This window comes from Rothia mucilaginosa (assembly GCF_019334805.1).
GTDB classification, from domain to species: domain Bacteria; phylum Actinomycetota; class Actinomycetes; order Actinomycetales; family Micrococcaceae; genus Rothia; species Rothia mucilaginosa_C.
Map to the genome: position 1 here is coordinate 1566950 of NZ_CP079822.1, position 21705 is coordinate 1588654.

Annotated in this window: 18 protein-coding genes; 8 read left to right on the forward strand and 10 right to left on the reverse strand. The window is 59.8% G+C overall.

The window, feature by feature from the left end:
* Positions 1–59: 59 nt before the first annotated feature.
* Both putP and gluQRS read right to left on the reverse strand, forming a co-directional pair.
* On the reverse strand, positions 60–1547 hold the full coding sequence (putP, locus tag LPB405_RS06220) for a sodium/proline symporter PutP (RefSeq protein WP_219100734.1): 1488 nt from the start codon (positions 1545–1547) through the stop codon (positions 60–62).
* 381 nt (positions 1548–1928) lie between these two features.
* Positions 1929–2954, reverse strand: a complete 1026-nt coding sequence (gene gluQRS, locus LPB405_RS06225; protein ID WP_219100736.1) for a tRNA glutamyl-Q(34) synthetase GluQRS — start codon at positions 2952–2954, stop codon at positions 1929–1931.
* Positions 2955–3261: 307 nt separating this feature from the next.
* Here gluQRS and LPB405_RS06230 point away from each other — a divergent pair, with 307 nt between their 5' ends.
* A complete protein-coding gene (locus LPB405_RS06230; RefSeq protein WP_049356271.1) occupies positions 3262–4170 on the forward strand; it encodes an MBL fold metallo-hydrolase in 909 nt (302 codons plus the stop codon).
* 108 nt (positions 4171–4278) lie between these two features.
* Here LPB405_RS06230 and LPB405_RS06235 read toward each other — a convergent pair whose 3' ends face one another.
* From LPB405_RS06235 to LPB405_RS06245, 3 genes are all read right to left on the reverse strand, one after another.
* Positions 4279–5298 carry a glycosyltransferase gene (locus LPB405_RS06235; RefSeq protein ID WP_219100738.1) on the reverse strand — a complete coding sequence of 340 codons (1020 nt, stop codon included), beginning with the start codon at positions 5296–5298 and terminating at the stop codon, positions 4279–4281.
* A gap of 277 nt (positions 5299–5575) precedes the next feature.
* On the reverse strand, positions 5576–7426 hold the full coding sequence (gene menD / locus LPB405_RS06240) for a 2-succinyl-5-enolpyruvyl-6-hydroxy-3-cyclohexene-1-carboxylic-acid synthase (protein ID WP_219100740.1): 1851 nt from the start codon (positions 7424–7426) through the stop codon (positions 5576–5578).
* A gap of 78 nt (positions 7427–7504) precedes the next feature.
* Positions 7505–8548 (reverse strand): o-succinylbenzoate synthase, encoded by a 1044-nt coding sequence (locus tag LPB405_RS06245; protein ID WP_219100742.1) that lies wholly within the window; start codon positions 8546–8548, stop codon positions 7505–7507.
* A 293-nt stretch (positions 8549–8841) separates the two neighbouring features.
* Between LPB405_RS06245 and LPB405_RS06250 the strand changes: the two genes are divergently transcribed.
* The 3 genes from LPB405_RS06250 to LPB405_RS06260 all read left to right on the forward strand — a co-directional run bounded on the left by LPB405_RS06250 (position 8842) and on the right by LPB405_RS06260 (position 12155).
* The gene (locus tag LPB405_RS06250; RefSeq protein ID WP_049341044.1) at positions 8842–10509 is read left to right on the forward strand and encodes a phosphatase PAP2 family protein; all 1668 of its coding nucleotides are present in this window, start codon (positions 8842–8844) and stop codon (positions 10507–10509) included.
* Positions 10510–10676: 167 nt separating this feature from the next.
* Entirely contained in the window at positions 10677–11054 is a 378-nt protein-coding gene (locus LPB405_RS06255) for a cupin domain-containing protein (protein ID WP_005504776.1), read from the forward strand.
* 267 nt (positions 11055–11321) lie between these two features.
* Positions 11322–12155, forward strand: a complete 834-nt coding sequence (locus tag LPB405_RS06260) for an oxidoreductase (protein ID WP_219100744.1) — start codon at positions 11322–11324, stop codon at positions 12153–12155.
* A gap of 101 nt (positions 12156–12256) precedes the next feature.
* Here LPB405_RS06260 and LPB405_RS06265 read toward each other — a convergent pair whose 3' ends face one another.
* The 3 genes from LPB405_RS06265 to LPB405_RS06275 form a co-directional block, all read right to left on the reverse strand.
* Positions 12257–13036, reverse strand: a complete 780-nt coding sequence (locus LPB405_RS06265) for an amino acid ABC transporter ATP-binding protein (protein ID WP_219100746.1) — start codon at positions 13034–13036, stop codon at positions 12257–12259.
* A gap of 33 nt (positions 13037–13069) precedes the next feature.
* Entirely contained in the window at positions 13070–13873 is an 804-nt protein-coding gene (locus LPB405_RS06270) for an amino acid ABC transporter permease (RefSeq protein WP_012902971.1), read from the reverse strand.
* A gap of 140 nt (positions 13874–14013) precedes the next feature.
* A complete protein-coding gene (locus tag LPB405_RS06275) occupies positions 14014–14853 on the reverse strand; it encodes an ABC transporter substrate-binding protein (protein ID WP_219100748.1) in 840 nt (279 codons plus the stop codon).
* 255 nt (positions 14854–15108) lie between these two features.
* Between LPB405_RS06275 and LPB405_RS06280 the strand changes: the two genes are divergently transcribed.
* The 4 genes from LPB405_RS06280 (at position 15109) to LPB405_RS06295 (ending at position 19072) form a co-directional block, all read left to right on the forward strand.
* Positions 15109–15840, forward strand: a complete 732-nt coding sequence (locus LPB405_RS06280; RefSeq protein ID WP_219100750.1) for a demethylmenaquinone methyltransferase — start codon at positions 15109–15111, stop codon at positions 15838–15840.
* A 54-nt stretch (positions 15841–15894) separates the two neighbouring features.
* Complete coding sequence (locus LPB405_RS06285; protein WP_219100752.1) at positions 15895–16956, forward strand: polyprenyl synthetase family protein; 1062 nt, start codon at positions 15895–15897, stop codon at positions 16954–16956.
* 380 nt (positions 16957–17336) lie between these two features.
* A complete protein-coding gene (locus LPB405_RS06290; protein WP_219100754.1) occupies positions 17337–18920 on the forward strand; it encodes a sodium-dependent transporter in 1584 nt (527 codons plus the stop codon).
* Between the two features lie 8 nt (positions 18921–18928).
* Entirely contained in the window at positions 18929–19072 is a 144-nt protein-coding gene (locus LPB405_RS06295; RefSeq protein WP_080974509.1) for a methionine/alanine import family NSS transporter small subunit, read from the forward strand.
* Positions 19073–19167: 95 nt separating this feature from the next.
* Here the strand turns inward: LPB405_RS06295 and rarD are convergent, their stop codons facing one another.
* Together rarD and LPB405_RS06305 are read right to left on the reverse strand one after the other, a co-directional pair.
* Positions 19168–20139 carry an EamA family transporter RarD gene (rarD, locus tag LPB405_RS06300; RefSeq protein WP_219100756.1) on the reverse strand — a complete coding sequence of 324 codons (972 nt, stop codon included), beginning with the start codon at positions 20137–20139 and terminating at the stop codon, positions 19168–19170.
* 164 nt (positions 20140–20303) lie between these two features.
* Entirely contained in the window at positions 20304–21629 is a 1326-nt protein-coding gene (locus tag LPB405_RS06305; RefSeq protein ID WP_219100758.1) for a DUF6882 domain-containing protein, read from the reverse strand.
* Positions 21630–21705: the final 76 nt, after the last annotated feature.

The following is a 21705-nucleotide window of genomic DNA, read 5'->3' on the forward strand; positions in this document are numbered from 1 at the left end:
TGCGGTCCGGGCCGTAGAGGTTGGGTAAGGAACCTTACCCGGTCTCGATTATTTGTGGGCTACTTGACCTTTGCGAGCTCTACCGCGCGGTCGAACTCTTCGTCAATGACCGGGTTCTTCTTGTAGGTGACCAGGGAGACGATGATTGCGACCAGCATTGCCGAAGCGAAGCCGGGAACCATTTCGTAGAGCACGGACTTCATCGGGCTCTGGCCCCAAGCGAATGCCACAACGGCACCGGTAATCATGGAGGCGAGTGCACCCTGGGTGGTCAGCTTACGCCAGTAGAGGGAGAGCAGAACGGTCGGGCCGAATGCCGAACCGAAGCCCGCCCACGCGAATGCGACTAGCTGCAGAATCGAGCTGTTCGGGTTCCACGCCAGGGCACCTGCGACCAGTGCCACGATTGCCACGCCTGCACGGCCGAGCCACAGGGACTTGGAAGCGCTGAGCTTCTTCGAGGAGAAGATACCGTAGAGGTCCTCCACCAGAGCGGAGGAGCACACAATCAGCTGCGAGGAGAGGGTGGACATAATTGCCGCCAAAACCGCCGCCAGAATCAGACCGGCGATGAAGGGGTGGAAGAGGATCTGCGAGAGGTCCAGGAACACGGATTCTGCGGTTTCGGGGTTGGTGAGGGACGCCTCGGGGTGGCGTGCAAAGTATGCGATGCCCATGAACGCGCCGCTCAGTGCGCCGAACACGGTCAGGACCATCCAGCTGATACCGATGCGGCGGCCGGACTTAGCGTCTGCGGGGGTGCGCATTGCCATGAATCGCACGATAATGTGCGGCTGGCCGAAGTAGCCCAGACCCCACGCGAGGGACGAAACAATACCGGCGAAGGTGGTGCCCGCGAAGATGCTCAGCGCGTCGGGGCGTACCTGGCTGATGGACTCAACCACGGGGCCTACACCGCCGAGGTCAATGATGGTGATGACCGGAACGGCGATCAGCGCTGCGAGCATGAGCAGACCCTGAACCATGTCAGTGTAGGATGCGCCCATGAAGCCGCCGAAGAGCGTGTAGAACACGGTGATGCCTGCCAGCAGGAGCATACCGGTGTGGTATTCCTGGCCGAAGGAGGACTTGAAGAACAGGCCGCCGGAGACCATACCGGAGGAGACGTAGAAGGTGAAGAACACCAGAATCACGACACCGGAGACGATGCGCAGCACGCGCTTGGTGTCATGGAGGCGGTTGCTCAGGAAGACGGGGACGGTCACGGCGTCGCCTGCTACTTCGGTGTAGCTACGCAGTCGCGGTGCCACGAACTTCCAGTTGCACCATGCGCCGATGGTCAGACCGACGGCGAGCCATGCCTGGGAGAGGCCGCTGAGGTAGACGGCGCCGGGCAGACCCATGAGGAGCCAACCGGACATGTCGGAGGCGCCCGCTGAGAGAGCGGCGACGGTGGGGGAGAGCTGTCGCCCGCCCAGCACATAGTCGTCAAGACTGTTGTTTTTGCTATTTGCCCATAGGCCGATTGCGATCATGGCAACAAAATAAATCGCCAGCGCGATGACCTGGTATGTACTCGCGGCCATAATGTTCCTTCTCTCCTGGTGATAGTGTGCGCCTGTGTGTATTTATGCGCTACCCCATAACTTTATGAGTGGCATAGGATACAGTCTAGGCTCTGAGGGGCTGAAAATAAAGTCTATTTGACGTCTAGGAATGGGAAGCTGTGGAATAAATATGTATTTGCTGTGTAAATTCCATGGTCGTACAGGTGGGGTGCTGTGGGAGCGTGTGCGAAAAAGTGCCCGAAAAATCCCTGGATTTCAGGGTTTCGGGCACTTGAGTGAAAGATATATAGTTGAAAAGCAACGCAAACGCTCAACGGCATATGCATCTAAAACGAATTAAACGAAAAATTTAAAAGCCGTTCGGAGTGTTGAACTGTTACACAACAATGTCACAGAGGCTTAGAGATCCCTCACGACCCACGGCTCAGAAGCCATACGAGCCGGGTCAAAACGCTCCAAAATCGCCGCCGCATTGGGCACCGGAACATCCGCCGAATGGGTGGAGCCATCGGCGTTATACACCGGAATAGACGCGGCAATCCACCCCAAAATTGTCGGAATTTCAACACCGGCCTCACGCAGCTGCGGCAGGGTTACTGCGCCATCACGCTTCGCCAGGCGCTTACCCTCCTCATTCAGTGCCAGCGGCACGTGAGCGTAACGCGGCTGCGTCAAACCCAAAAGCTGCGCCAAATACGACTGGCGAGGCGCCGAAGGGAGCAGATCATCACCGCGCACAATCTGCTCAACCCCCACAAATGCATCATCCACTACGGAGGTCAGGTTATAGGCGTAGGTGCCATCATTGCGCATCAGCACAAAATCATCCACCAGCCCCGTGTAGGTGCCGTAAAAATCATCCTGTACCGTGTAGCTCGTGCACTCGGTGCGCAGACGCAGAGCCGGTGGACGCTGAGCACGGCGCTCCTCCCGCTGCGCTTTGCTCAGCTCGCGGCAGGTACCCGGGTATGCGCCCGGCGCACCGTGCGGGGCACTCGAAGCCTCCTGAATTTCGCGGCGGGTACAGAAGCACTCATAGACGAGGTTTGCCTCGCGCAGCTGCGCAACCGCCTGCTCATAGGCGGCAAGGCGCGTGCTCTGGTACAGCACACCTGCTTCCTTGCCCTCGGTGCTTTCGCTGCCCTCAATACGCTCTGCCGGGGCGCCGGGGCTTGCATCCCAATCCAGACCCAGCGCCGCCAAATCAGCGATCTGACGCTCCGCAGCACCCGGGCGCACGCGATCCAAATCCTCCACGCGCAGATAGAAGGGCTTGCCACCGCGGCGAGCCATCGCCCACGCCAAAATAGCGGTACGCAAATTACCCAGATGCAAATCCCCCGAGGGGGAGGGGGCGTAGCGTCCGGTACCGCTGGGGAAAGGCTGAGCTGAGGGATTAGAAGACGGGGTAGGGGAAGAAGTCATACTCCTATCCTATAGGGGCGTTAGATGCGGGTTAACCGTGCGCACGACTCTAGGTTGAGTGGCATCGTGGCATAAATATTGCTTCTACGGATGCGCGCCGGGCTTTTCGAGAGGCTCTTTTGGTGATGATGTGCTGTTCAAACAATCCGGAGAGGTTGATAAGGCTCACCACTTTCTTATCGCTAGAGATAATTTTGTGCAAAATAATTCACTTTCATTGCCTTGAATTGTTACCGAACAGTAAAATTCTGTTCTCTGAAGCCCGAATAACTCCTCAGCCGCTAAAAATTCCAGTAGGGTTGTATCTATGGCTCGTACTATTGAACTCGCAGACGGCGTGTACCGCATTGCGACCGACAACTACCGACTGAACACCGGACTGGTCCTCGGACTGGAACGTGCACTAGTCGTAGATACCGGCGCAGGTCCCCGTCAGGCAACCGAAATTTATGATGAGGTTCGCCGTCTCACGCGCCTTCCTATTACCGTTGTAAACACTCACGGACACTATGAGCGTTTCTTCGGCAACGATGTTTTCGCGGCAATGGGTACCGAAGAATTCTGGGCGCATCCTCGCGCCGCGCGTGCAATCCGTAAATACGGTGAGGCGCAGCGTCCCTACGTCGAGACGCTGGAACCGGAAATGGCACACAATCAGGGTGCCGCCACCAATATTGTTGTTCCCAACCGCCTGGTCGCCAATAGGGGCGACGGCATCACTTTCACCCCCATCGACCTGGGTGAGCGTAGCGCAACCCTCATGTACATGGGACCCGGCCACACCGACGGTGACATTATGGTCGGTGTTGAGGATGTGCTGTTCATGGGCGGTCTGATTGAAGAGGGTACCGACCCCTACTTTGAGGATTCTTTCCCCGACCGTTGGATTGATACTCTCGGTGCCGTGCTCGAATTTGATCGCTACCGCGTGTTTGTGCCCGGTAACGGTGAGCCGGTAGACCGCACCTTCGTGGAGCGTGAGCGTAACACCATGGTGACCGCTATTGAGTCGATTCGTTCCTCCACTTTAAATCGTGATGACGAGGCGACGACCGCGGCAATGTATAAGCTGCCGTATGCACCGGGTGCTACTCGCTTCCTGCTGGATCGTTTGGCTCAGCTTGAAGGTGCACCGGTAGCGGCATATCTCGAAGCGGATCACCCGGACACCAGTGGTTTCACGGGTCCGATTACTCTGGGTCAGGCTTCGTACTAAAACCCCGTATGCAATATGCCTCATGGGGTATAAATACAGGTGAGGGCTGGTTTCTATGATAGAAACCAGCCCTCACCTTTTATATGCCCATAACCTTAAGGCACGTATTTAGCGCTGAACGTACTGGGCGCGCATAGCCTCGCAATCAGCCTTCAAAGAAGTCGGGACTTCACCCATTGCCTCGCAAAGCTGCACGAAACGGTGACGCCAATCCAGATGCTGCAGCGCCTGACGAATCTGATGCTCACCCTGCGCCGGAGTCCAGCGGGAGACCGCATCGGCAACCTGCGCGAGGCCCGCGCGTGCATCCGCGTGATCAATGTCGATGGTCGCGCCATCCCAAAGGATTTCACGTACGGTGGTGGTGTTCGGAACCTTGCCGACCACGGTCACGCCCGAAGCCAGGGCGTCGGTCCAACGACCGGTGATGTACTCCTTGGTCGGGTGAGTGTACGGCGCCGGGCTGACCGAAGTGGAGAACGCCAGCAGGAACTTCGCGCGGTTCAGAGAATTCTGCAGGTGCTGAGCCGACTCGCGGTCATTTGCACCGAAGGGCGGGCGGCCCTCAAAGCTCAGACCCAGCTCCGCGGCGAGGGCGGCAGTCGCCTCGTCATCTTCGTAGGCGGCGGGCTGACGGCCCACGCGCAGCAGGTCGGTGCTCTTCGACTCCAGCGCAGCCAGACGGTCGCTGAACTTGCTCCAAACATCCGCACCCCAGGGCAGAACGCCGGGAGTCTTCACGCCCGCGGCAGTCCAGGGCTGAACGTCATCAACGTCCGCAACGAAAATACGGTCGTAGGTGGAGGACTTAGCCACCGCGGGAATACGGTCATCCCAGAAGCTATCAATCACCCAGCCGTAAATCGCGCCGTAGCGGCGGAACGCGAAGGAACGCTGCGAAATGGCGTACAGCTGACCGGGATCAGAAGCAATCACCAGGCAACGCTTCGAGCCACCCTTGAGGCGGGGCAGACGGGCCAGAAGCTTCGTTTCCTTGCCGAGGGATGCGCCCACATCCACGGTGTGTACGGTGCCGCCGGTGTAGCGGGCGAGAAGCTCCGCCATGGCGTGTACGGGAACCCAACCGGCTCCGGAGGGGACAGCAACAATAATATCGAGTGAGCTCATGAGATTCCTTGGGAGCAACGCCCGCCGCATGCACCGGGCTCACCGGGGTAAACCCCCGGGTCGCGCATGGTGCGTATCAGCGGCGAGAGCGTGAATGTCAATAAATGATAGATAGGGTGCCGTACGTCAGCAGGCGCGCAAAAAACACGAATGCAACGGCGAGTGAAACCGCTACGACCGGCTAGCTTTCAGCCACGGAAGGCTACGGCACAGGTAATTTTCAGTATATCGTTCAACCCTGCGCACGGGGCTTAGCCTGCTGCCTTTAGAAACAGTTTTAGGGTGTGTGAATGCGCACCTCAACGCCCGATTCGGTGCCAAACCCGGCAGCCATGCGCGCCAAATCAGTGTTCGGGGCGGCAGCCACCGTGAAGAAACGGTCCACAGCGGCGGTGAACTGCTCCTGACGAGCCATATCACCGTGTTCAAGGGTCGTGAAAATACCGCCACCGGCATCGTCAAAGACCTCAACACGCAGCTCGGGAAGAAGCTCCGTATTCGGCAGGTTCAGCGAGGACACATCGTGCTGGAAGGTCAGGTCACCGCACAGCAGGGTCACCGGCAGGGCGGTACCACCAATGACCGGGAGGGAGTTCTCATCCACACCGGCAGGGTAGTAGCCAGACAGAGACACGCCAATAGCGGTCGCAATTGTGCCGTCAATACCGGCAAGACCGCGATTAGCAAACACGCGCGCGGGGGCGGGCTCGCCCAGGGCGGGGGCTGCCGCATCCAAATCACGCACCAGGTTTGAGGATCCCAGTACGAGCAGGCGGCGCTGAGCCACCGCATCCTGCCAGACGCGGCGGGCGTAGGAGCGGCCAGCGGTGCGGTTGCGGTAATCGGTGTAGTCAACCGAGCTCTCAGCGCTGTCTACTGAACTCTCAGCACCCGGGTGTTCGTAGGCGGCAATGGCGCCCAGGCACTCATCCTGCAGCTCGCGGGCGGGCTCAACCCACTGCTCTAGCCAGCTCAGCTCGTCCACCAGCTCATCAGCGGCAGCAGAGGATGCGCACGCAAACTCGGCGAGCTCGTGCGGGGTCGACAGCTCCACGAAGGAGCGAGCGCCCGGCTCGTACCAGCTGGCGCGGCGCGGGGCGTAGAACGCGCACTGAATATCTTTGCGTTCCAGCAATGCGGTAATCGGGCGCGAAAGCGTCGGGTGGCCGAAGAGCACCACACGCTCAATCTGCGCGGCGGGCTTGAAGGACGCATCGCCGAGCAGCTGCGGGTAGTGAGGAATGGAGGTTACGCCGTGGCGCGCCTCGGAGGAAGGCTCCGCAAACAGCGGCAGGTCCAGCACACGCGCAAACTCAGCCGCGAACTCACCGGCACCATCAGCGGCAACCACCACGGTGCGGTGCGCCGGGGTGAACTCCGCCAGGTCCGCCTGCGCCTCCAAAGAATCCAGAAGCCAACGCTGCTCAGCGCTGGAGAGCCCGGAACCTTCAGCGCGGGCGGCGCGGGTGCGGCCCTCAGCCTGCGGGTCGTAATCCTCCAGCAGGCTCTGTGCCCACTGCGGCAGCATCTGCGCAAAACGGCCAGAGGGGGTCAGCGGCGTATCGAAACAAATGTTCAGGTGCACCGGGCCAATCGGTTCCGTCGACTGCTTGCGCCAGTGTTCGGCGCTACGACCGGTCAGCGCATTCAGGCAGGCGGCAAAGGCCTGAGTCTGCTCGCCCTCCACCTGCTCGGGGTAGGAGGTCAGATCAGCTTCAGCGCGCACAAAAGGATGGAAGAAACTCGCCTGACGGGTCGTCTGATTCACACCGCTACCGCGCAGACGCTCTGGACGGTCCGCGCTCAGCACCGCCAGGGGCACGCCGGCGTGGTACGCCTCCATGACGGCGGGCATGTACTCGCCCAGTGCCGTACCGGAGGTGCACACCAGACCCACGGGCTGGCCGGATGCTTTGGCAATACCCAGGGCGGTAAAGGCTGCACTTCGCTCGTCCACGCGCACGTGCGCAATGAGCGCGCCGGCTTCAGCGGCGGCGGCAATAGCGTACGCAAGAGGTGCACTGCGGGAACCCGGAGACACGACAACATGCCGCATACCGGCACGAATTAGCGAATCGAGCACGGATACTGCGGTGAGCATGGTGGGGGTTGAGCGGTTTTCAGTCACCGTACCATTCTAATGCCGTAAGGTTTTTCATTCAGTTATGGTTACCCTTCACGGGTGCAACCTTGATAACTACAGTCTTTACAGTCCGGAGGCGCGTTCCAGTACCCGGTAGCAGGCAGTGACTCGCTCCACCCACCACTGGCGGGTCTGCTCATCGGTGGCAAGACGCTCCAGGCGCTGCGGGCTGGGGGTGATGGCGCGCAGGTCCATGAACCCGTCACGGGCGATGAGCGGCTCATCGGTGACGTCCTCAGCCATGAGGGAGACCGTGCCCAGACCGCACCCGTACTTCAAAGTCGGAAGGGAAGCCGCCAGGGACGCACCGACACCAATGCCCACCGAAGACTCCAACGCAGAAGAAACCACCGCCGGAAGCTGCGCCTGCTCCACCAGCGCGAGCGCACGGCGTACACCGCCCAGAGGTGCCGCCTTAATAACCATCAGGTCCGCGGCGTTCGCGCGCGCCACCTTCAGCGGGTCTTCCGCCTTACGAATCGACTCGTCCGCGGCAATGCGGGCGGGCAGCCTCTCCTTAGCAATGGCAAAGCGGAGCGCAGCCATATCCTCAATGGATGCCACGGGCTGCTCTGCGTAGATAATGTCGTACTCACAGAGCTTGCGCAGTGCATCAAGGGCACCGCCGAGGGTGTAGCCCATGTTCGCGTCCACCTTCAGACGCGCATTCGGGAGGGCATCTCGTGCCGCCGCCACGCGGGCAATATCGTCGGCGAGGCTCTGACCCTTCTCAGCCACCTTGATTTTGAGTTCCTGAATCTCGCCCTCGTACTTGGCGAGCACCTGCGGAACACGCTCCGCCGGTACTGCTGGCAGGGTCGCGTTCAGCGGGATGCGCGTACGCACCGGCTCCGGTGCGGGCAGCCACGCCGCCTCCAACGCGCAGGCAAGCCACGCGGCAGACTCCTGCGCACCGTACTCGAGGAAGGGCGCGAACTCGCCCCAGCCGTGCGGGCCGCGAATCAGCGCGCTCTGGCGGCTATTGACCCCGCGGAAGGTGACCGTCATCGGAATTTCGACCGTGAACAGGTTTTCCAGAACCTCCTGCAGTGGCGGCAGGGGAGTGTTCGTGAGGTGAAAACCGTAGCCGAGAGGCGGCACGCTCATACTGGTGTTCAAGGTATCTGCCCTTCTGTGATGCGCTATGAGCTCACCATAGCATTCTGGGGGCGGGCGGGTGCGCTCGCGCCCTGTCATGTATTCTCTGGAAACTCTCAGGTTGTGGTCGAAAAAACTTTAGTTTTTCATAGCTTAACCTGGGATAGTAGGTAGTTATTCGCCCGAGAACTCGGACGGTGCTTCGCATAAAACGGCAGCTTGGGGGCTACCGTTTTGAGGGGTGGGCATCGGCGGGCTCGGGTATGGCTAACAGACATGAGGGCAAGAAGGTACGAAGGGTTATGAAGAAGAAAACACCGGCAAATACATCGGGTTCGGGAAACTCTGGTTGGGAGAGCTCCGAAAACCTCGATGCTACCAGTGTGCTTCACCCCGCTGATGTGCATGCGGCCGCTGCTGACAACGCGCCTACTACGGTGTTTTCCTCTGATGAGACTGCGGTGCTCTCTGATTATCAGGACGCGACTGCGGTGCTTTCTGATTATCAGGATGCTACCCAGGTGCTCGCCTCCCACGAGACGGCTACCCCTGCTACTGCGCACAGTGATGACCGTACGAAAGTTTTGACGGATTACGGTTCATCGCCAGCTCACGAAGCTGCGCCTGTAGGTTCTGCAAACGCGGCTTCTGCGAACGCAGGTTCCGTGAACGCTGAATCTGCGAATACCGAAGTTATTTCTTCGCACCAGGACTCTACAGAAGTTATTGGCGCGACCCGCCCTCTGCCGCGCGCCTACCGTGCCCCCATTAAGATTCCTGAGACGATTCCCTCGCCGCAGGAACGCGCCTCTCAGGGGAACTACAGCGCGGATGAACCGATGCAGGCTACGCGCCGTCTGGATCCGCCGAAGCCTTCGGTGAGCGGTTTCCCGCTGAATAATCAGATGGGTACCCCCCAAATGGGTGCCTCCCCAATGGGCGCCCAGCAACCGCTTCCCACGCGTGCGATGCCTCCGCAGCCGGTGGCTTATCCTCCCGAGGCGTATCCTGCCGCCGCCTACCCGAACGGTGCGTATGTTCAGACCGGTCAGGTTCCCGTGGATGCTTCGGGCCGCCCGGTGAATCGTCCCGGCGAAGAGCAGGGGCATCATCTTCCGAGTACCGGTATTTTGATGCGTCACGTGATGGCGTTGCTGTTCTTGGGTCTGTCTCTCTACGGTGCGTTTGTGTTCTTCATTTACACGGCGACCGGCCAGCAGGTTGATGAGCAGGCGTACACCGAGTATGCGCATCAGTTCAAGAGTTACCGCGGTCCGACCCTGACTGCGCTGGATTCTTTGCCCACGATTGTTGGTGTGATTGCGGTGCTGGGTCTGATTGCGGTGCTGATTTGGAAGCACCGGTTCCTGCCCTCGCTGATTGGCGTGCTAGTTGGGGCTGCGGCGGTGACGAGTACATATCTGCTCAAGCACTACCTGATCGTGAAGCCCGACCTGGGTGTTCAGGAGGCGCTGAGCAACTCGGCGCCCAGTGGCCACACGACCTTCGCGGCGGCGGCTGGCGCGGCGCTCTTCCTAGCGGCGCCTCGTTTCTTGCGGCCCACGGTGGCTCTCTGCGCGGCGGTGGCGACCTGCCTGACGGGTGCCTCCACGATTATTAACGGTTGGCACCGCCCGGCGGATGTGGTGACCGCTATTCTGGTCACCGCCATCTGGACGGTCGTGGGTATGGGCGTGTTGCGTTATGTGCGTCCGGCAGATTTTGCGGTGCCGGCGCGTGGCGGTTTGGTGCTGGTGCCGTTGATGACGATTGCGACGCTGTTCCTGTCGTTCTGCGCGGTCATCCTGTATCTGATTGCGATTTTTGCGCCGATTCCCGGTGGTGCGTTTACCGCGGCGACCTGCATGATTATTGCGGTGAGCTTTGGTACGACGGCGTTGATGGTGAACCTGTTGCGTCCGCGTAATAGTAATCGCTCCGCCTATTCGAAGGTGTGGAGCTACCAGTAAGTATTGTTCCCCTCTCTGCGCGGGATGTTTCAGCTTGATGTGAGCTGAGATATTGTCCGGGTGCGGGGAGGGGAATACAATATAAGAAATTTAGTATTTTTAATACCAATATTAGAGAGGGGGTGTGTGCCCCCTTTCACTCACCCCTGAAGAGAAAGGTGCGTACCATGGCAGGTACCCATGAAGGCCGCGTCCTCGTATTCCCCCAGCTCACCGAAGCGCTGACCCCCTTTGAAGATAAGCCCCAGGCCCGCAAGATCGTTGATGCCGACGGCGGCAACCTGACCCTCATGGAACTGGCTGCAGGCCAGTCCTGGCACGAGCACCACAGCGTCCACCCCGTCTTCGTGCAGGTGCTCAAGGGTGAAGTTATCTTCCACGTGAAGGACCGCGATATTACCCTGGTACCCGGCAAGCCGATTCACGTGACCGCCAAGCTGCTGCACTCCCTGCGCGCCGTGAAGGACTCCACCCTGCTAGTGACCATGCTGACCGGCGAATCGCACCCCGAACCCAAGGTTAACATCGACGTCGAAGAGGTCTAAACCCCGGCCTCTAAACCCCTGACCCCAAAACCTTAGCTCGCCGCCGCATCTGCACAGGATGCCGCGGCGAGCTTTTTCTCTGTCTTCCTGCCCTCACATATGCCGGTGAGAATACCCTCACGCTACGCCCTGAGCTTTCTGCACGCCGGTTCACCCCGCGTGAGCGTACCCTAAGAAGTACCCCCAGCTAACACCTCCCCGCTAACACTGCAGGGAGCAACCCGAAGGGGGGCAGTCCGAAAGGGGAGCAAGCCGAAAGGATACGCAATGCCCAAGTCACTGCAACGCCCCGTCGTTCTTCTCACCGGCGCCAGCTCCGGTATCGGCTACGACGTGGCGCCGCTGCTGGTGCGCTACGGCTACACCGTCTACGGTGCCGCCCGCCGCGTTGAGAAGATTGAAGAGCTCGCCTCCGAGGGCGTGAAAGCGCTCAGCCTGGACGTTACCGATGAGGCATCCATGGAAACCGCCGTACAGCAGATCATTGACGCAGAAGGCCGCATTGACGTGCTCATCAACAACGCGGGCTACGGATCCTACGGCGCTATTGAAGACGTCCCCATCGACGAGGCACGCCGCCAGTTCGAGGTGAACCTCTTCGGCCTGGCGCGCCTCACCCAGCTGGTGCTGCCGCATATGCGCGCACGGGGCCGCGGGCGCATCCTGAACATCTCCTCGATGGCGGGGCGTATCACCATGCCTCTGGGATCCTGGTACCACGCCACCAAGTACGCCCTCGAGGCGTTCAGCGATGCACTGCGCATGGAAGTTGAAGAGTTCGGCATTGACGTGGTCATTATTGAGCCCGGCGGCATCAAGACCTCCTGGGGACTCATCGCGGCAGACCACCTGGAGGAATCCTCCCGAAACGGTGTCTACGCTGAGCAGGCGCAGCGCGTTGCGGCAAATATGCGTAAGCTCTACTCGCCGTCCTCCAGTCTCTCAGAGCCCAAGGTGATTTCGAGGACCATTCTGCGAGCCCTGGAGGCGCGCCGCCCCAAGACCCGCTACCTCGTGGGATTCGGCGCTAAGCCCTCCGTGTTCCTGCATACCGTGCTGCCCGACCGTCTCTTTGACAAGGTTGCGCGCCGTATCTTCTAGAACCGAAATAGCCGCGAACTAGAACATTAAAAAGCGGGCGGTGCTGCGCGAAACAGAATGTTTCGTACAGCACCGCCCGCTACGTTTTTCAAGAGCTAGTACTAGTCTACTACGGCGTGGGTCGGATCGAGCACGCGCGCCAAGAAAGCCCGGGTACGTTCGTGCTTGGGGGCGCCAATCACCTGATCGGCGGGACCCTCTTCCACGACCACGCCATCGGCCATGAAGACGACCTTATCGGCGACCTCGCGGGCGAACGCCATCTCGTGAGTCACCACGATCATGGTCATACCCTCATCAGCAAGGTTGCGCATAATGCTCAGAACCTCGCCGACCATCTCCGGGTCGAGTGCACTGGTCGGCTCATCGAAGAGCATCAGGTCCGGGTGCATGGACAGTGCACGCGCAATAGCCACACGCTGCTGCTGACCACCGGACAGCTGAGCCGGGAAGCGGTCTTCCTTGCCTTCCAGACCAACCTTGGCGAGCTGCTCGAGGGCAACCGCCTCCGCCTCAGCCTTGGAACGGCCCAGAACCTTAATCTGAGCGATCGTGCAGTTATCCAGAATGTTCAGGTGACCGAACAGATTGAACTGCTGGAACACCATACCCATATGGGTACGCACGCGGTTAATGTCTACGTCCGGGTCGGTAACCTCGGTATCGCCCACCATGATGGTGCCGTCGTTCGGCTCCTCCAGCAGGTTCACGCAACGCAACAGGGTGGACTTACCGGAACCCGAAGGGCCGATAAGGCACACGACCTCGCCCGGCTCGACCTGCATGTCAATGCCCTTGAGAACCTGAACCTTGCCGTAAGACTTGTGCAGGTTAGAAATGCGCACCGAGGAGGCGGCCATGGATGAAGTTGAAACAGTCATAGTATCTTCCGTAATCCGTATCTGTCGTTGCGCTTACTTGCGGCCCGCAAGCTGGGTGCGGCGCTCAAAGTATGCGGAGAGCTGGCCCAGCGGAACAGTGATAATCAGGTAGCACAGACCCGCAACCACCAGGGGAGTCAGACCCGCGTTAGCGGCGGTCAGGCCCTCACGGCCGAACTTCGCCAGCTCGTACTGCGAGACGGTCACGCCCAGCAGGTACACGAGGGAGGAGTCCTTGGTCAGCAGGATAACCTCGTTGGTCAGCGGGGGCAGAACCACGCGGAACGCCTGAGGAATAATGATCGAAATCATGGCGCGGGTGTGGGACATACCCAGAGAGCGTGCCGCCTCCATCTGGCCCTTCGGGATCGCCTGCAGGCCCGCACGCAGAACCTCACTAATGTAGGCTGCCGAAACCATACCCAGGGACAGGGTCACCGGAATCAGGTTATCCACGAAGCGAATCTTGAACGCCAGAGGAATACCGTAACCGAACGCGAAGAAGACCAGCAGCGCCGGGATACCGCGGAAAAGCTCCACGTACAGGGTCGCAATCCAACGGTAGGGGGCGATGGAGGAAATACGCATGAGTGCCAGCAGCAAACCGCCGGAGAGGCCTACGATAAAGCCCAGGGTGGTGTACAGCAGGGTGTTCTTCAACGCCACGGTGATGACGTCGGGGAACTGGGCAGCCGCAACGTCCAGGTTGAATACCTGTTGGCTGAGGGTCTTCCAGTCAGCCAGAAGAATGGCTGCCAGAGCAATAACGGCCAGAAGGGCGTACTGTGCATAGCGGAAGAGCTTCTGCTTCTGACGGGGTGAGAGTTTAGAGGACATGCGCTTTCTTATCCGTGTGCTGTTCGGTTAGGAGCGTTCTACACGCTCACAAGGGGTGAAGGCCGGAGAAGCCCCCAACCCAAAAGTAATAAGGGTACTCCTGAATTGGGGGGGGAGAGAGAGACTAACCGGCTAGATGCTTAGGAAGCGGAGGAAGAGGCGCTCGCGGAGGTGGAGGAAGTGGCACCAACCCACTTGGCCTTCATCTTGTCGAGCTCGCCGTTTTCCTTGAGCTTGGTAATGGTGGCGTTTGCCTTGGCCAACAGTGCCTTGTTGTTGGAGGAAACTGCTGCGGCAATCTGCTCGGTGTTTTCGGAATCCTGGTAGGCAATCTTGAAGGAGTCCGGGTCGTTGGTCAGCGCCTCGGAAACCACGGAGAGGTTCGCAGCGACTGCCTTGACCTGACCGGTCTTCAGCGCGGAGAACATGAGGGAGGTGTCTTCGTACTGGATGACCTCTGCACCGTTTTCCTTGGCGTAGGTTTCACCGCTGGTTGCCTGCTGCGCACCAACGCTCACACCCTTCAGGTCTGCGGCGGAGGTGATGGAGGAGCCCTTGGGGACCAGGATTGCCAGGTTGTCATCGAAGTAGACGGTGGTGAATTCCATCTTGCTCTTCCGTTCATCGGTCACGCCGATACCCGCCAGGGCGATATCGCACTGACCGGTGGCCAGACCGGTACCGGAGTCCAGACCCTCGAAGCTGATGGAGGTCAGCTGAGCCTTCACGCCCAGGTCGGAGGCGATAGCGTTGGCGATGTCTGCATCCAGGCCGACGATGGTGCCGTTTTCTTCGTATTCGAAGGGCTTGTAGGGGGTGTTGGTGCAGACGCTGAGGGTGCCGGACTTGACGAGGGTGACCTCGCCGTTGGCGTCGGAGTTCTCGTTGGCGGTGGAGACGCAGCCGGTGAGTGCCAGGGGCAGTACTGCCAGCAGCGCGAGGGGCTTGAGGGATGCCTTCTTGAGGATTGCGGTGTTCATTGGGATGCTCCTGTGTGGGGTGTGCTCTATGAAATCTATGGTCTATTGTGCGCGCCTATGTTAAAAAATGCAAGCATACACATAAATATTCATAAATTTTTGCTGAATATGCATAATTCACACCCCCAAAAACTGAATAAAACCCAGAATTATCGACTCGAAAACCACTCCAGAACGCACCTTAACGCACCGCGCGACACTACTACGGTTTACCCAACTATCGAATCTAGTAACCTCCATGCCACAATTGAGAGCGTGAACGCAGAGAAGAACACCCGCGCCAACCGCGCAACCCTAGACAAGAAAACCGGCGATATTGCCGCCATGTTTGATACCGTCGCTGAACGCTACGACCTCATGAACGGCATCCTCTCCCTCGGCCAGCACATCTACTGGCGTAAGCAGGCAGTCGCCGCCGTAGACGCGCACCCCGGCCAGAAAGTACTGGACGTAGCCGCAGGTACCGGCGTCTCCTCCGAACCCTTCGCCGACGCCGGCGTGGATGTCATCGCAGCAGACCTCTCCGAAGGCATGCTGGATGTGGGCCGCCGCCGTCGCCCCGACATGGCCTTCGTGCAGGCAGACGTCACCGCCCTACCCTTTGACGACGAAACCTTCGACGCAGTGACCATGTCCTACGGTCTGCGCAACGTCGCCAACTACCCCAAGGCACTGAGTGAAATCTACCGCGTGCTCAAGCCCGGCGGACGCATCGTCGTCCTGGAGTTCTCCACCCCGACCTTCGCCCCCTTCGGCGCGGTCTACAAGAACTACATCATGAAGGCAATCCCGCCGATTGCCCGCGCAATCTCCTCCAACCCCGAATCCTACGAATACCTCGCCGAGTCCATCATCACCTGGCCTAACCAGCAGGAACTGGCGCAGAAGTTCAAGGAGGCGGGCTTCACCTCCGTGCAGTACCGCAACCTCACCGGCGGCATCGTCGCCATTCACCGCGGCTTCAAGCCCGAAGCACATAACGCATAGACACCGCGTTCACACACCACCGAAGACACCAACACCAAGAAGATAGAAGACACCGTGAGCAACGCAGAGCAGCCCATTGCCGCAACCGACCTGCTGGGAGACCTCGACCTGAAACTGCCCGCAGGCTTTGAACTCATCGCCGCTGACCCCAAGCTGGGTCCGCAGATTCTCTCCTCTCTCGCACGTATTGAGGAGCGCCTGGCAGAAGCCATCGCACAGACTGACCACCTGGCGGACGTCGCATCCCGTCACCTGCTCTCCGCGGGCGGCAAGCGTGTGCGCCCCCTGCTGGCGCTGCTCTGCGCAGCCGTAGACGGCGAAATCAACGATGACGTCATTGAAGCTGCCGTGGTCGTTGAACTGACCCACCTGGCAACCCTCTACCACGACGACGTGATGGATGATGCTCCCAAGCGCCGCGGCGTGGACAGCGCCCAGATGATTTGGGGCAATTCCGTCGCGATTCTGACTGGCGACCTGATCTTCTCCCGAGCATCCCTGTTGGTGTCCGAGCTGGGTACCCGCCCCATGAAGATTCAGGCCCAGACCTTCGAGCGTCTGGTGCTCGGCCAGCTCTTCGAAACCACCGGCCCCCGCGAGGGTCAGGACCTGCTCGACCACTACATTGCCGTCATTGAGGGCAAGACCGGCTCCCTGATTGCTGCTGCCGGCGAGTACGGCTCCCTGCTTTCGGGCGCTTCCGAAGAGGTCATCTCCATGGTCAAGGCGTATGGCGAGCTGGTCGGCGTGGCATTCCAGCTGGCTGACGACGTGATCGACATCGTTAGCGACGGCAAGACCAGCGGTAAGACCCGCGGCACCGACCTGCGCGAGGGTGTGCCCACCCTGCCGACCATCCTGCTGGACCGTGCGGTAGCTGCCGGCGACGAACCCGCTATTGCTGTTCGCGCCCTGCTGGATGCAGACCTGAGCTCCGACGAGGCACTGGATGCAGCCGTGGAGGCGCTCGCCGCCCACCCGGTCACCCAGGAAGCATGGCAGATCGCCTACGATTGGGCGGACCGTGCAATTGCCGCGATTGCTCCGCTGCCCGAGTCCACCGCGAAGGCTGCGCTGGAGTCTTTCGCTCACGCTGTGGTTCACCGCGAAGGCTAAAACCCGCCGTGTAGCGTGTACCCGAGTCTAACGACTTCCGGGTGTCTCATACTTCAAAACCCCCGCTGAATCTGCCCGGATTCGGCGGGGGTTTTCTGCGTTATGACTAGTCGGCGCCGATTTTAGGGGTGCTTTGGGGCTCCTCTTACCCTCCGAAAGCTTCCGCATGCTGGGGTCTTCTTGACCGGCCCCTACCTTTAAGGTAAACCTTATAGGCATGTCCGAGGTGCACACCCGACCCTCAGACCTTTGACGGCTCCCACGCCCAACCCGTGTTGGAGAGCCGTTTACTATTTCTGGACGCGAGCAGAGCCCACCCACCCCGACGGGTTATTCTCGCACCAACCATCCGCGTCCCCACACATTCGAGGTTTACAACTATGGGAGCATCTACCCCTAAGGCGCCCACGAAGCGCGAAGGCTTCTCCAGCCGTCGCGTCTTCATCTTTGCCGCCATCGGTTCTGCTGTTGGTCTGGGCAATATTTGGCGTTTCCCCTACATCGCATTTGATAACGGCGGCGGCGCCTTCATGATTCCCTACATTGTCGCCCTGCTGACCGCCGGTCTGACCTTCCTTTTCTTTGACTACGCTATCGGTCACCGTGCGCGTGCGTCGTCCCCGCTGGCTTTCCGCCGTCTGAACCGTAAGACCGAGTTCATCGGCTGGTGGCACATGGGTATTAACTTCGTGATTGCTATCTACTACGCCGCTATTGTGGCGTGGGCTCTGCGTTACATGGTTTTCTCCTTCACCAATGAGTGGGGCGATAACCCGAAGGCGTTCTTCCAGGGTGAGTTCCTGAAGGTTGCAAAGGATCCCGGCGTCTCCCTGGACTTCAACATGGATGTTCTGGTCCCCATGGTGCTGATCTGGGGCGTTCTGCTCGCTGTGATGGCTCTGGGCGTTCAGAAGGGCGTGGGTGCGGCCAACATTATCTTCATCCCGCTGCTGCTGGTCATGTTCGTTGGTCTGGTGATTTACTCGCTGACCCTGCCCGGTGCTATTGATGGTCTGAACGCTCTGTTCACCCCCAGCTGGGACTCCCTGGCAAACCCGGATGTGTGGGTTGCTGCGTACGGCCAGATTTTCTTCTCGCTGTCCATCGGCTTCGGCATTATGATCACCTATTCCTCCTACCTGAAGCCTAAGACTGACCTGACCGGTTCCGGTGCTGTGGTTGGTTTCGCGAACTCCGGTTTTGAGCTTCTTGCTGGTATCGGTGTGTTCGCTGCTCTTGGTTTCATGGCTCAGGCTGCTGGCACCCAGGTGAGCGAGGTTGCGACCAGCGGTATTGGTCTGGCGTTCATCGCGTTCCCGACCATTATTTCTCAGGCACCCGGTGGCGTGCTGATCGGTATCCTCTTCTTCGGCTCCTTGCTCTTTGCTGGTTTCACCTCCCTCATTTCGATTCTTGAGGTGATTATTGCTGGTATTCAGGATAAGTTCGCGACCTCCCGTCTCGCATCTACCGTTCTGGTGATTGTTCCGATGGCTCTGATTTCGCTGCTGCTGATGCCGACCACCACCGGTCTGTACGTGCTGGATATTCTCGATAACTTCGTGAACCTCTTCGGTATTCTGGCTGCTGGCCTGTGCGCCATTATCGTGGTTGCTTACGTGGTGCGTGCGCTGCCCGCTCTGGCTGAGCACCTGAACCGCTACTCCTCCATCAAGGTCGGCAGGGTCTGGATGATTCTGCTGGCTGTCGTGACCCCGCTGGTTCTGGGCTACTCCCTGATTCAGAGCGTTATCAAGCTGATTCAGACTCCGTATGAGGGTTACCCCGCGGATCTGCTGGCAATCTTTGGTTGGGGCATGAGCGCACTGCTTCTGGTGGGCGCGATTGTTGTTTCTCTTCTGCCCTGGTCGAAGAAGTCTCGTGCGGCTGAAGAGCCTCCGGCACCTCCGGTGATTGCCGGTCAGGTTGAGCACGGCCACGTTGATTCGACCGTTACCCGTTAGGAGCCCTCATGTCTATCTCCGCAATTGTGATGCTCGTTGTGGCAATCCTGATCATTTGGGGTGGTCTGGGTTTGGCTCTGCTGAACCTGCACCGTCAGCCGGATCTGGATGCTCTCGATGATGCTGCTGAAGCTCAGGGTTCTGAGCTTTAGCGTGTGAACGCGATATAAAGTGATGCCCCGCAGGCTAACGTCTGCGGGGCATCACTGTGTTTATGCACTGTGTTTTATGCGGATTGAGGAGAGCACTACTTGCTCTGTACGTCTTCTGCCTGCACGAGCGGGATCATGCCGGTTTCCGGGTCAGACAGTGCGGAGGCGCGGTAGGAGCGGGAGGCACGCACCGCATCCACGGTGAAGATAATGAGAGCAATCCAGATGAGGCCCAGACCCAGTACCTTATCGGCGCTCATCTGCTCGTGCAGAACGGTCAGCGCCAGAACAAACTGGATGGTCGGGCCCAGGTACTGCACCATGCCAATAATCGACAGCGGAAGAGCCTTGGTTGCCGCCGCAAAGAGCATGAGCGGTACAACGGTGACCACGCCGGTGGAGGCGAGAAGCCAGAAGTGTCCGGGGCCCTCACTGAAGAGAGTCATCTGCCCCTGTGCGTTGAGAATAAACAATGCTGCGATGCCGAAGGGCGCCAGGATAAAGGTCTCCAGAGATAGCGAAACGATGGGGCTCACGTCGTGGGCGACGCGCGCCTTGAGCAGACCGTAGATGCCGAAGGAGAACGCCACGCCCAGGCCCGTCCAGGGTACCTGGCCGTAGATGAGGCTCATCATCAGCACCGCAATACAGGAAATCGCGACGGACACCCACTGCGACGGGCGTAGGCGCTCCTGCAGGAAAATCACGCCCAACACCACGGAGACCAGCGGGTTAATGAAATAGCCCAGGGACACGTCAATGGTGTGACCGCTGGTCGTTGCCATCACGTAGATAAGCCAGTTCGCGCCGATGAGGAATGATGCCGCCGTCAGCACCAGCATGATGTGGCGGTCCCGTAGCGCGCGGCGGAAGTCAGTGGTTGCCCGCAAAATCGGTAGCAGCAGGGCGCAGAAAAGGAGGGAGAAGACCACGCGCGCCACGACAATCTCAATCGGTCCCGCCGGTGCCATCATCACAAAATACAGGGGGAGCATGCCCCAAATAAGGTAGGTGCCGATGATGGTGATAAACCCGTTGCGGGTGGTGTGCTTCTGCGTTTCTGACATGGTTTCTTCTTCTGACCTGATTCTTTAGTGACGTTCTTCTAATGCTAATCGTCGGGATGCGCCAGCGGGGGCATTGATGCGCACTGAGGCTACTCTACCCGCCGGGCACGCCACAGGCGCGGCACCACGAGGATACCGCGCCTGAGGAATGTTGCGTATTCGGTTTAGAGGCCGAAGAAGCGGGAGAAGAAGCCCTTCTTCTTGGGCTGCTCTGCCTCGCGGCGTGCAGTTTCTTCCTGCTTGCGGCGGGCTGCCTCTTCGTGCTCTGCCTGCAGGTCGGGAGCTGCGCCAGCGTTGCGGATGGGCTCCACGTGCTGCTCTTCGTATTCTGCTGCATCCTGCTCGACCTCGACGGGCTGCTCAGCTGCAACCGGCTCTTCAGCGTACTCTGCGGAAGCCTCAACGGTCTCGTACTCGGGCTGCTCGGCGCCGATGGACTCGTCGGTGTAGACGCGAGCCTGCTCGGTCTCTTCTGCCTCGTACTCGCCGGGCAGGGTCTCCACGGTGACCAGGCCGGGCTCTGCGTACTCTGCCGGCTCCTGATCGAAGGGAGCCTCGTCGGCGGGGTAGAGGTTCTCGGTGCTCTCGACGCCGGGTACCTCAGTCTCTGCGACCGGTGCGTGCTCGGCGATCTCGACGGCGCGCTCTGCTTCGGCCTCGGCACGTGCGGCGGCGCGTTCTGCCGCCTCCTGCTCGCGCTGTGCGTTCTGTGCGGCTGCCTCAGCGGCTGCCACGCGCTCAATCTCGGCGCGCAGTGCCGCGAGGGATTCGCGACGCTGTGCGGCAGCGGCTGCGCACTGCTCCAGGACCTCGGGACCAACCTGAGGTTCAGCCTGCTCGATGCCGCTGATGCGGCCCTCGTCGAACCACAGGCGCAGGGCACCGTCGGTTGCGGTCAGCACTGCGGTTGCCTCGGTGTCCCAGGCAATGTGGAAGCCACGCTGCTGAGCGTAGGAGTCCACCGCCAGAACCTGGTTGTGGATCTCTTCACTCTGCAGGGTCTTAGCAATGACGCGGCCAATACCCTTGTAGGTCGGTGCCTCGAGGGTCAGCTCAGCGCCCTCCAGCAGGGTCCATGCGCGCACGCCAGCGCCCGCGGGCAGCGGGTAGTGTGCGTACAGGCCGCTAATGGTCTTGGTCGCCAGGGTCAGGCGGCGTGCCAGGGACTCGGAGAGAGGCAGCTCGTCGGTGGTCAGCTCGGTCAGGCCGTCACGCTCACCGGTTTCACGCGCCTGAATAGCGGCAGAAACAACGGAGTCGGGGAAGTAGCCCAGCTGCTGCCATGACCAAATCCAAGTACCGCGGTTCTCAGATTCAGTGCCCAGCAGATGCGGCTTGAGCGAGAGCGGGGGAGTGGTCTCAAAGTCCAGAGACTGGGAGGTGAAATCCACGTTCCACTCGGAGGTACCCACGAGCTCGGCGAGTCGAGCCTGGTACTCGGTGGAGATAAAGATCGATGCGTCGATAAGGTCCTGCAGAGAATTCGTCATGCTTCAAGATTATCAACCTTTTAGCGTTCACTATGCCGTGTATCCCCGGTTTTAGTGTGTGCTTTAGGCGTATTGG

Coding starts and splice junctions, on each gene's coding strand:
- putP (WP_219100734.1), bottom strand. CDS start 1,547: ATGGCCGCGAGTACATACCAGGTCATCGCGCTGGCGATTTATTTTGTT.
- gluQRS (WP_219100736.1), bottom strand. CDS start 2,954: ATGACTTCTTCCCCTACCCCGTCTTCTAATCCCTCAGCTCAGCCTTTC.
- LPB405_RS06230 (WP_049356271.1), top strand. CDS start 3,262: ATGGCTCGTACTATTGAACTCGCAGACGGCGTGTACCGCATTGCGACC.
- LPB405_RS06235 (WP_219100738.1), bottom strand. CDS start 5,298: ATGAGCTCACTCGATATTATTGTTGCTGTCCCCTCCGGAGCCGGTTGG.
- LPB405_RS06245 (WP_219100742.1), bottom strand. CDS start 8,548: ATGAGCGTGCCGCCTCTCGGCTACGGTTTTCACCTCACGAACACTCCC.
- LPB405_RS06250 (WP_049341044.1), top strand. CDS start 8,842: ATGAAGAAGAAAACACCGGCAAATACATCGGGTTCGGGAAACTCTGGT.
- LPB405_RS06255 (WP_005504776.1), top strand. CDS start 10,677: ATGGCAGGTACCCATGAAGGCCGCGTCCTCGTATTCCCCCAGCTCACC.
- LPB405_RS06260 (WP_219100744.1), top strand. CDS start 11,322: ATGCCCAAGTCACTGCAACGCCCCGTCGTTCTTCTCACCGGCGCCAGC.
- LPB405_RS06265 (WP_219100746.1), bottom strand. CDS start 13,036: ATGACTGTTTCAACTTCATCCATGGCCGCCTCCTCGGTGCGCATTTCT.
- LPB405_RS06270 (WP_012902971.1), bottom strand. CDS start 13,873: ATGTCCTCTAAACTCTCACCCCGTCAGAAGCAGAAGCTCTTCCGCTAT.
- LPB405_RS06275 (WP_219100748.1), bottom strand. CDS start 14,853: ATGAACACCGCAATCCTCAAGAAGGCATCCCTCAAGCCCCTCGCGCTG.
- LPB405_RS06290 (WP_219100754.1), top strand. CDS start 17,337: ATGGGAGCATCTACCCCTAAGGCGCCCACGAAGCGCGAAGGCTTCTCC.
- LPB405_RS06295 (WP_080974509.1), top strand. CDS start 18,929: ATGTCTATCTCCGCAATTGTGATGCTCGTTGTGGCAATCCTGATCATT.
- rarD (WP_219100756.1), bottom strand. CDS start 20,139: ATGTCAGAAACGCAGAAGCACACCACCCGCAACGGGTTTATCACCATC.
- LPB405_RS06305 (WP_219100758.1), bottom strand. CDS start 21,629: ATGACGAATTCTCTGCAGGACCTTATCGACGCATCGATCTTTATCTCC.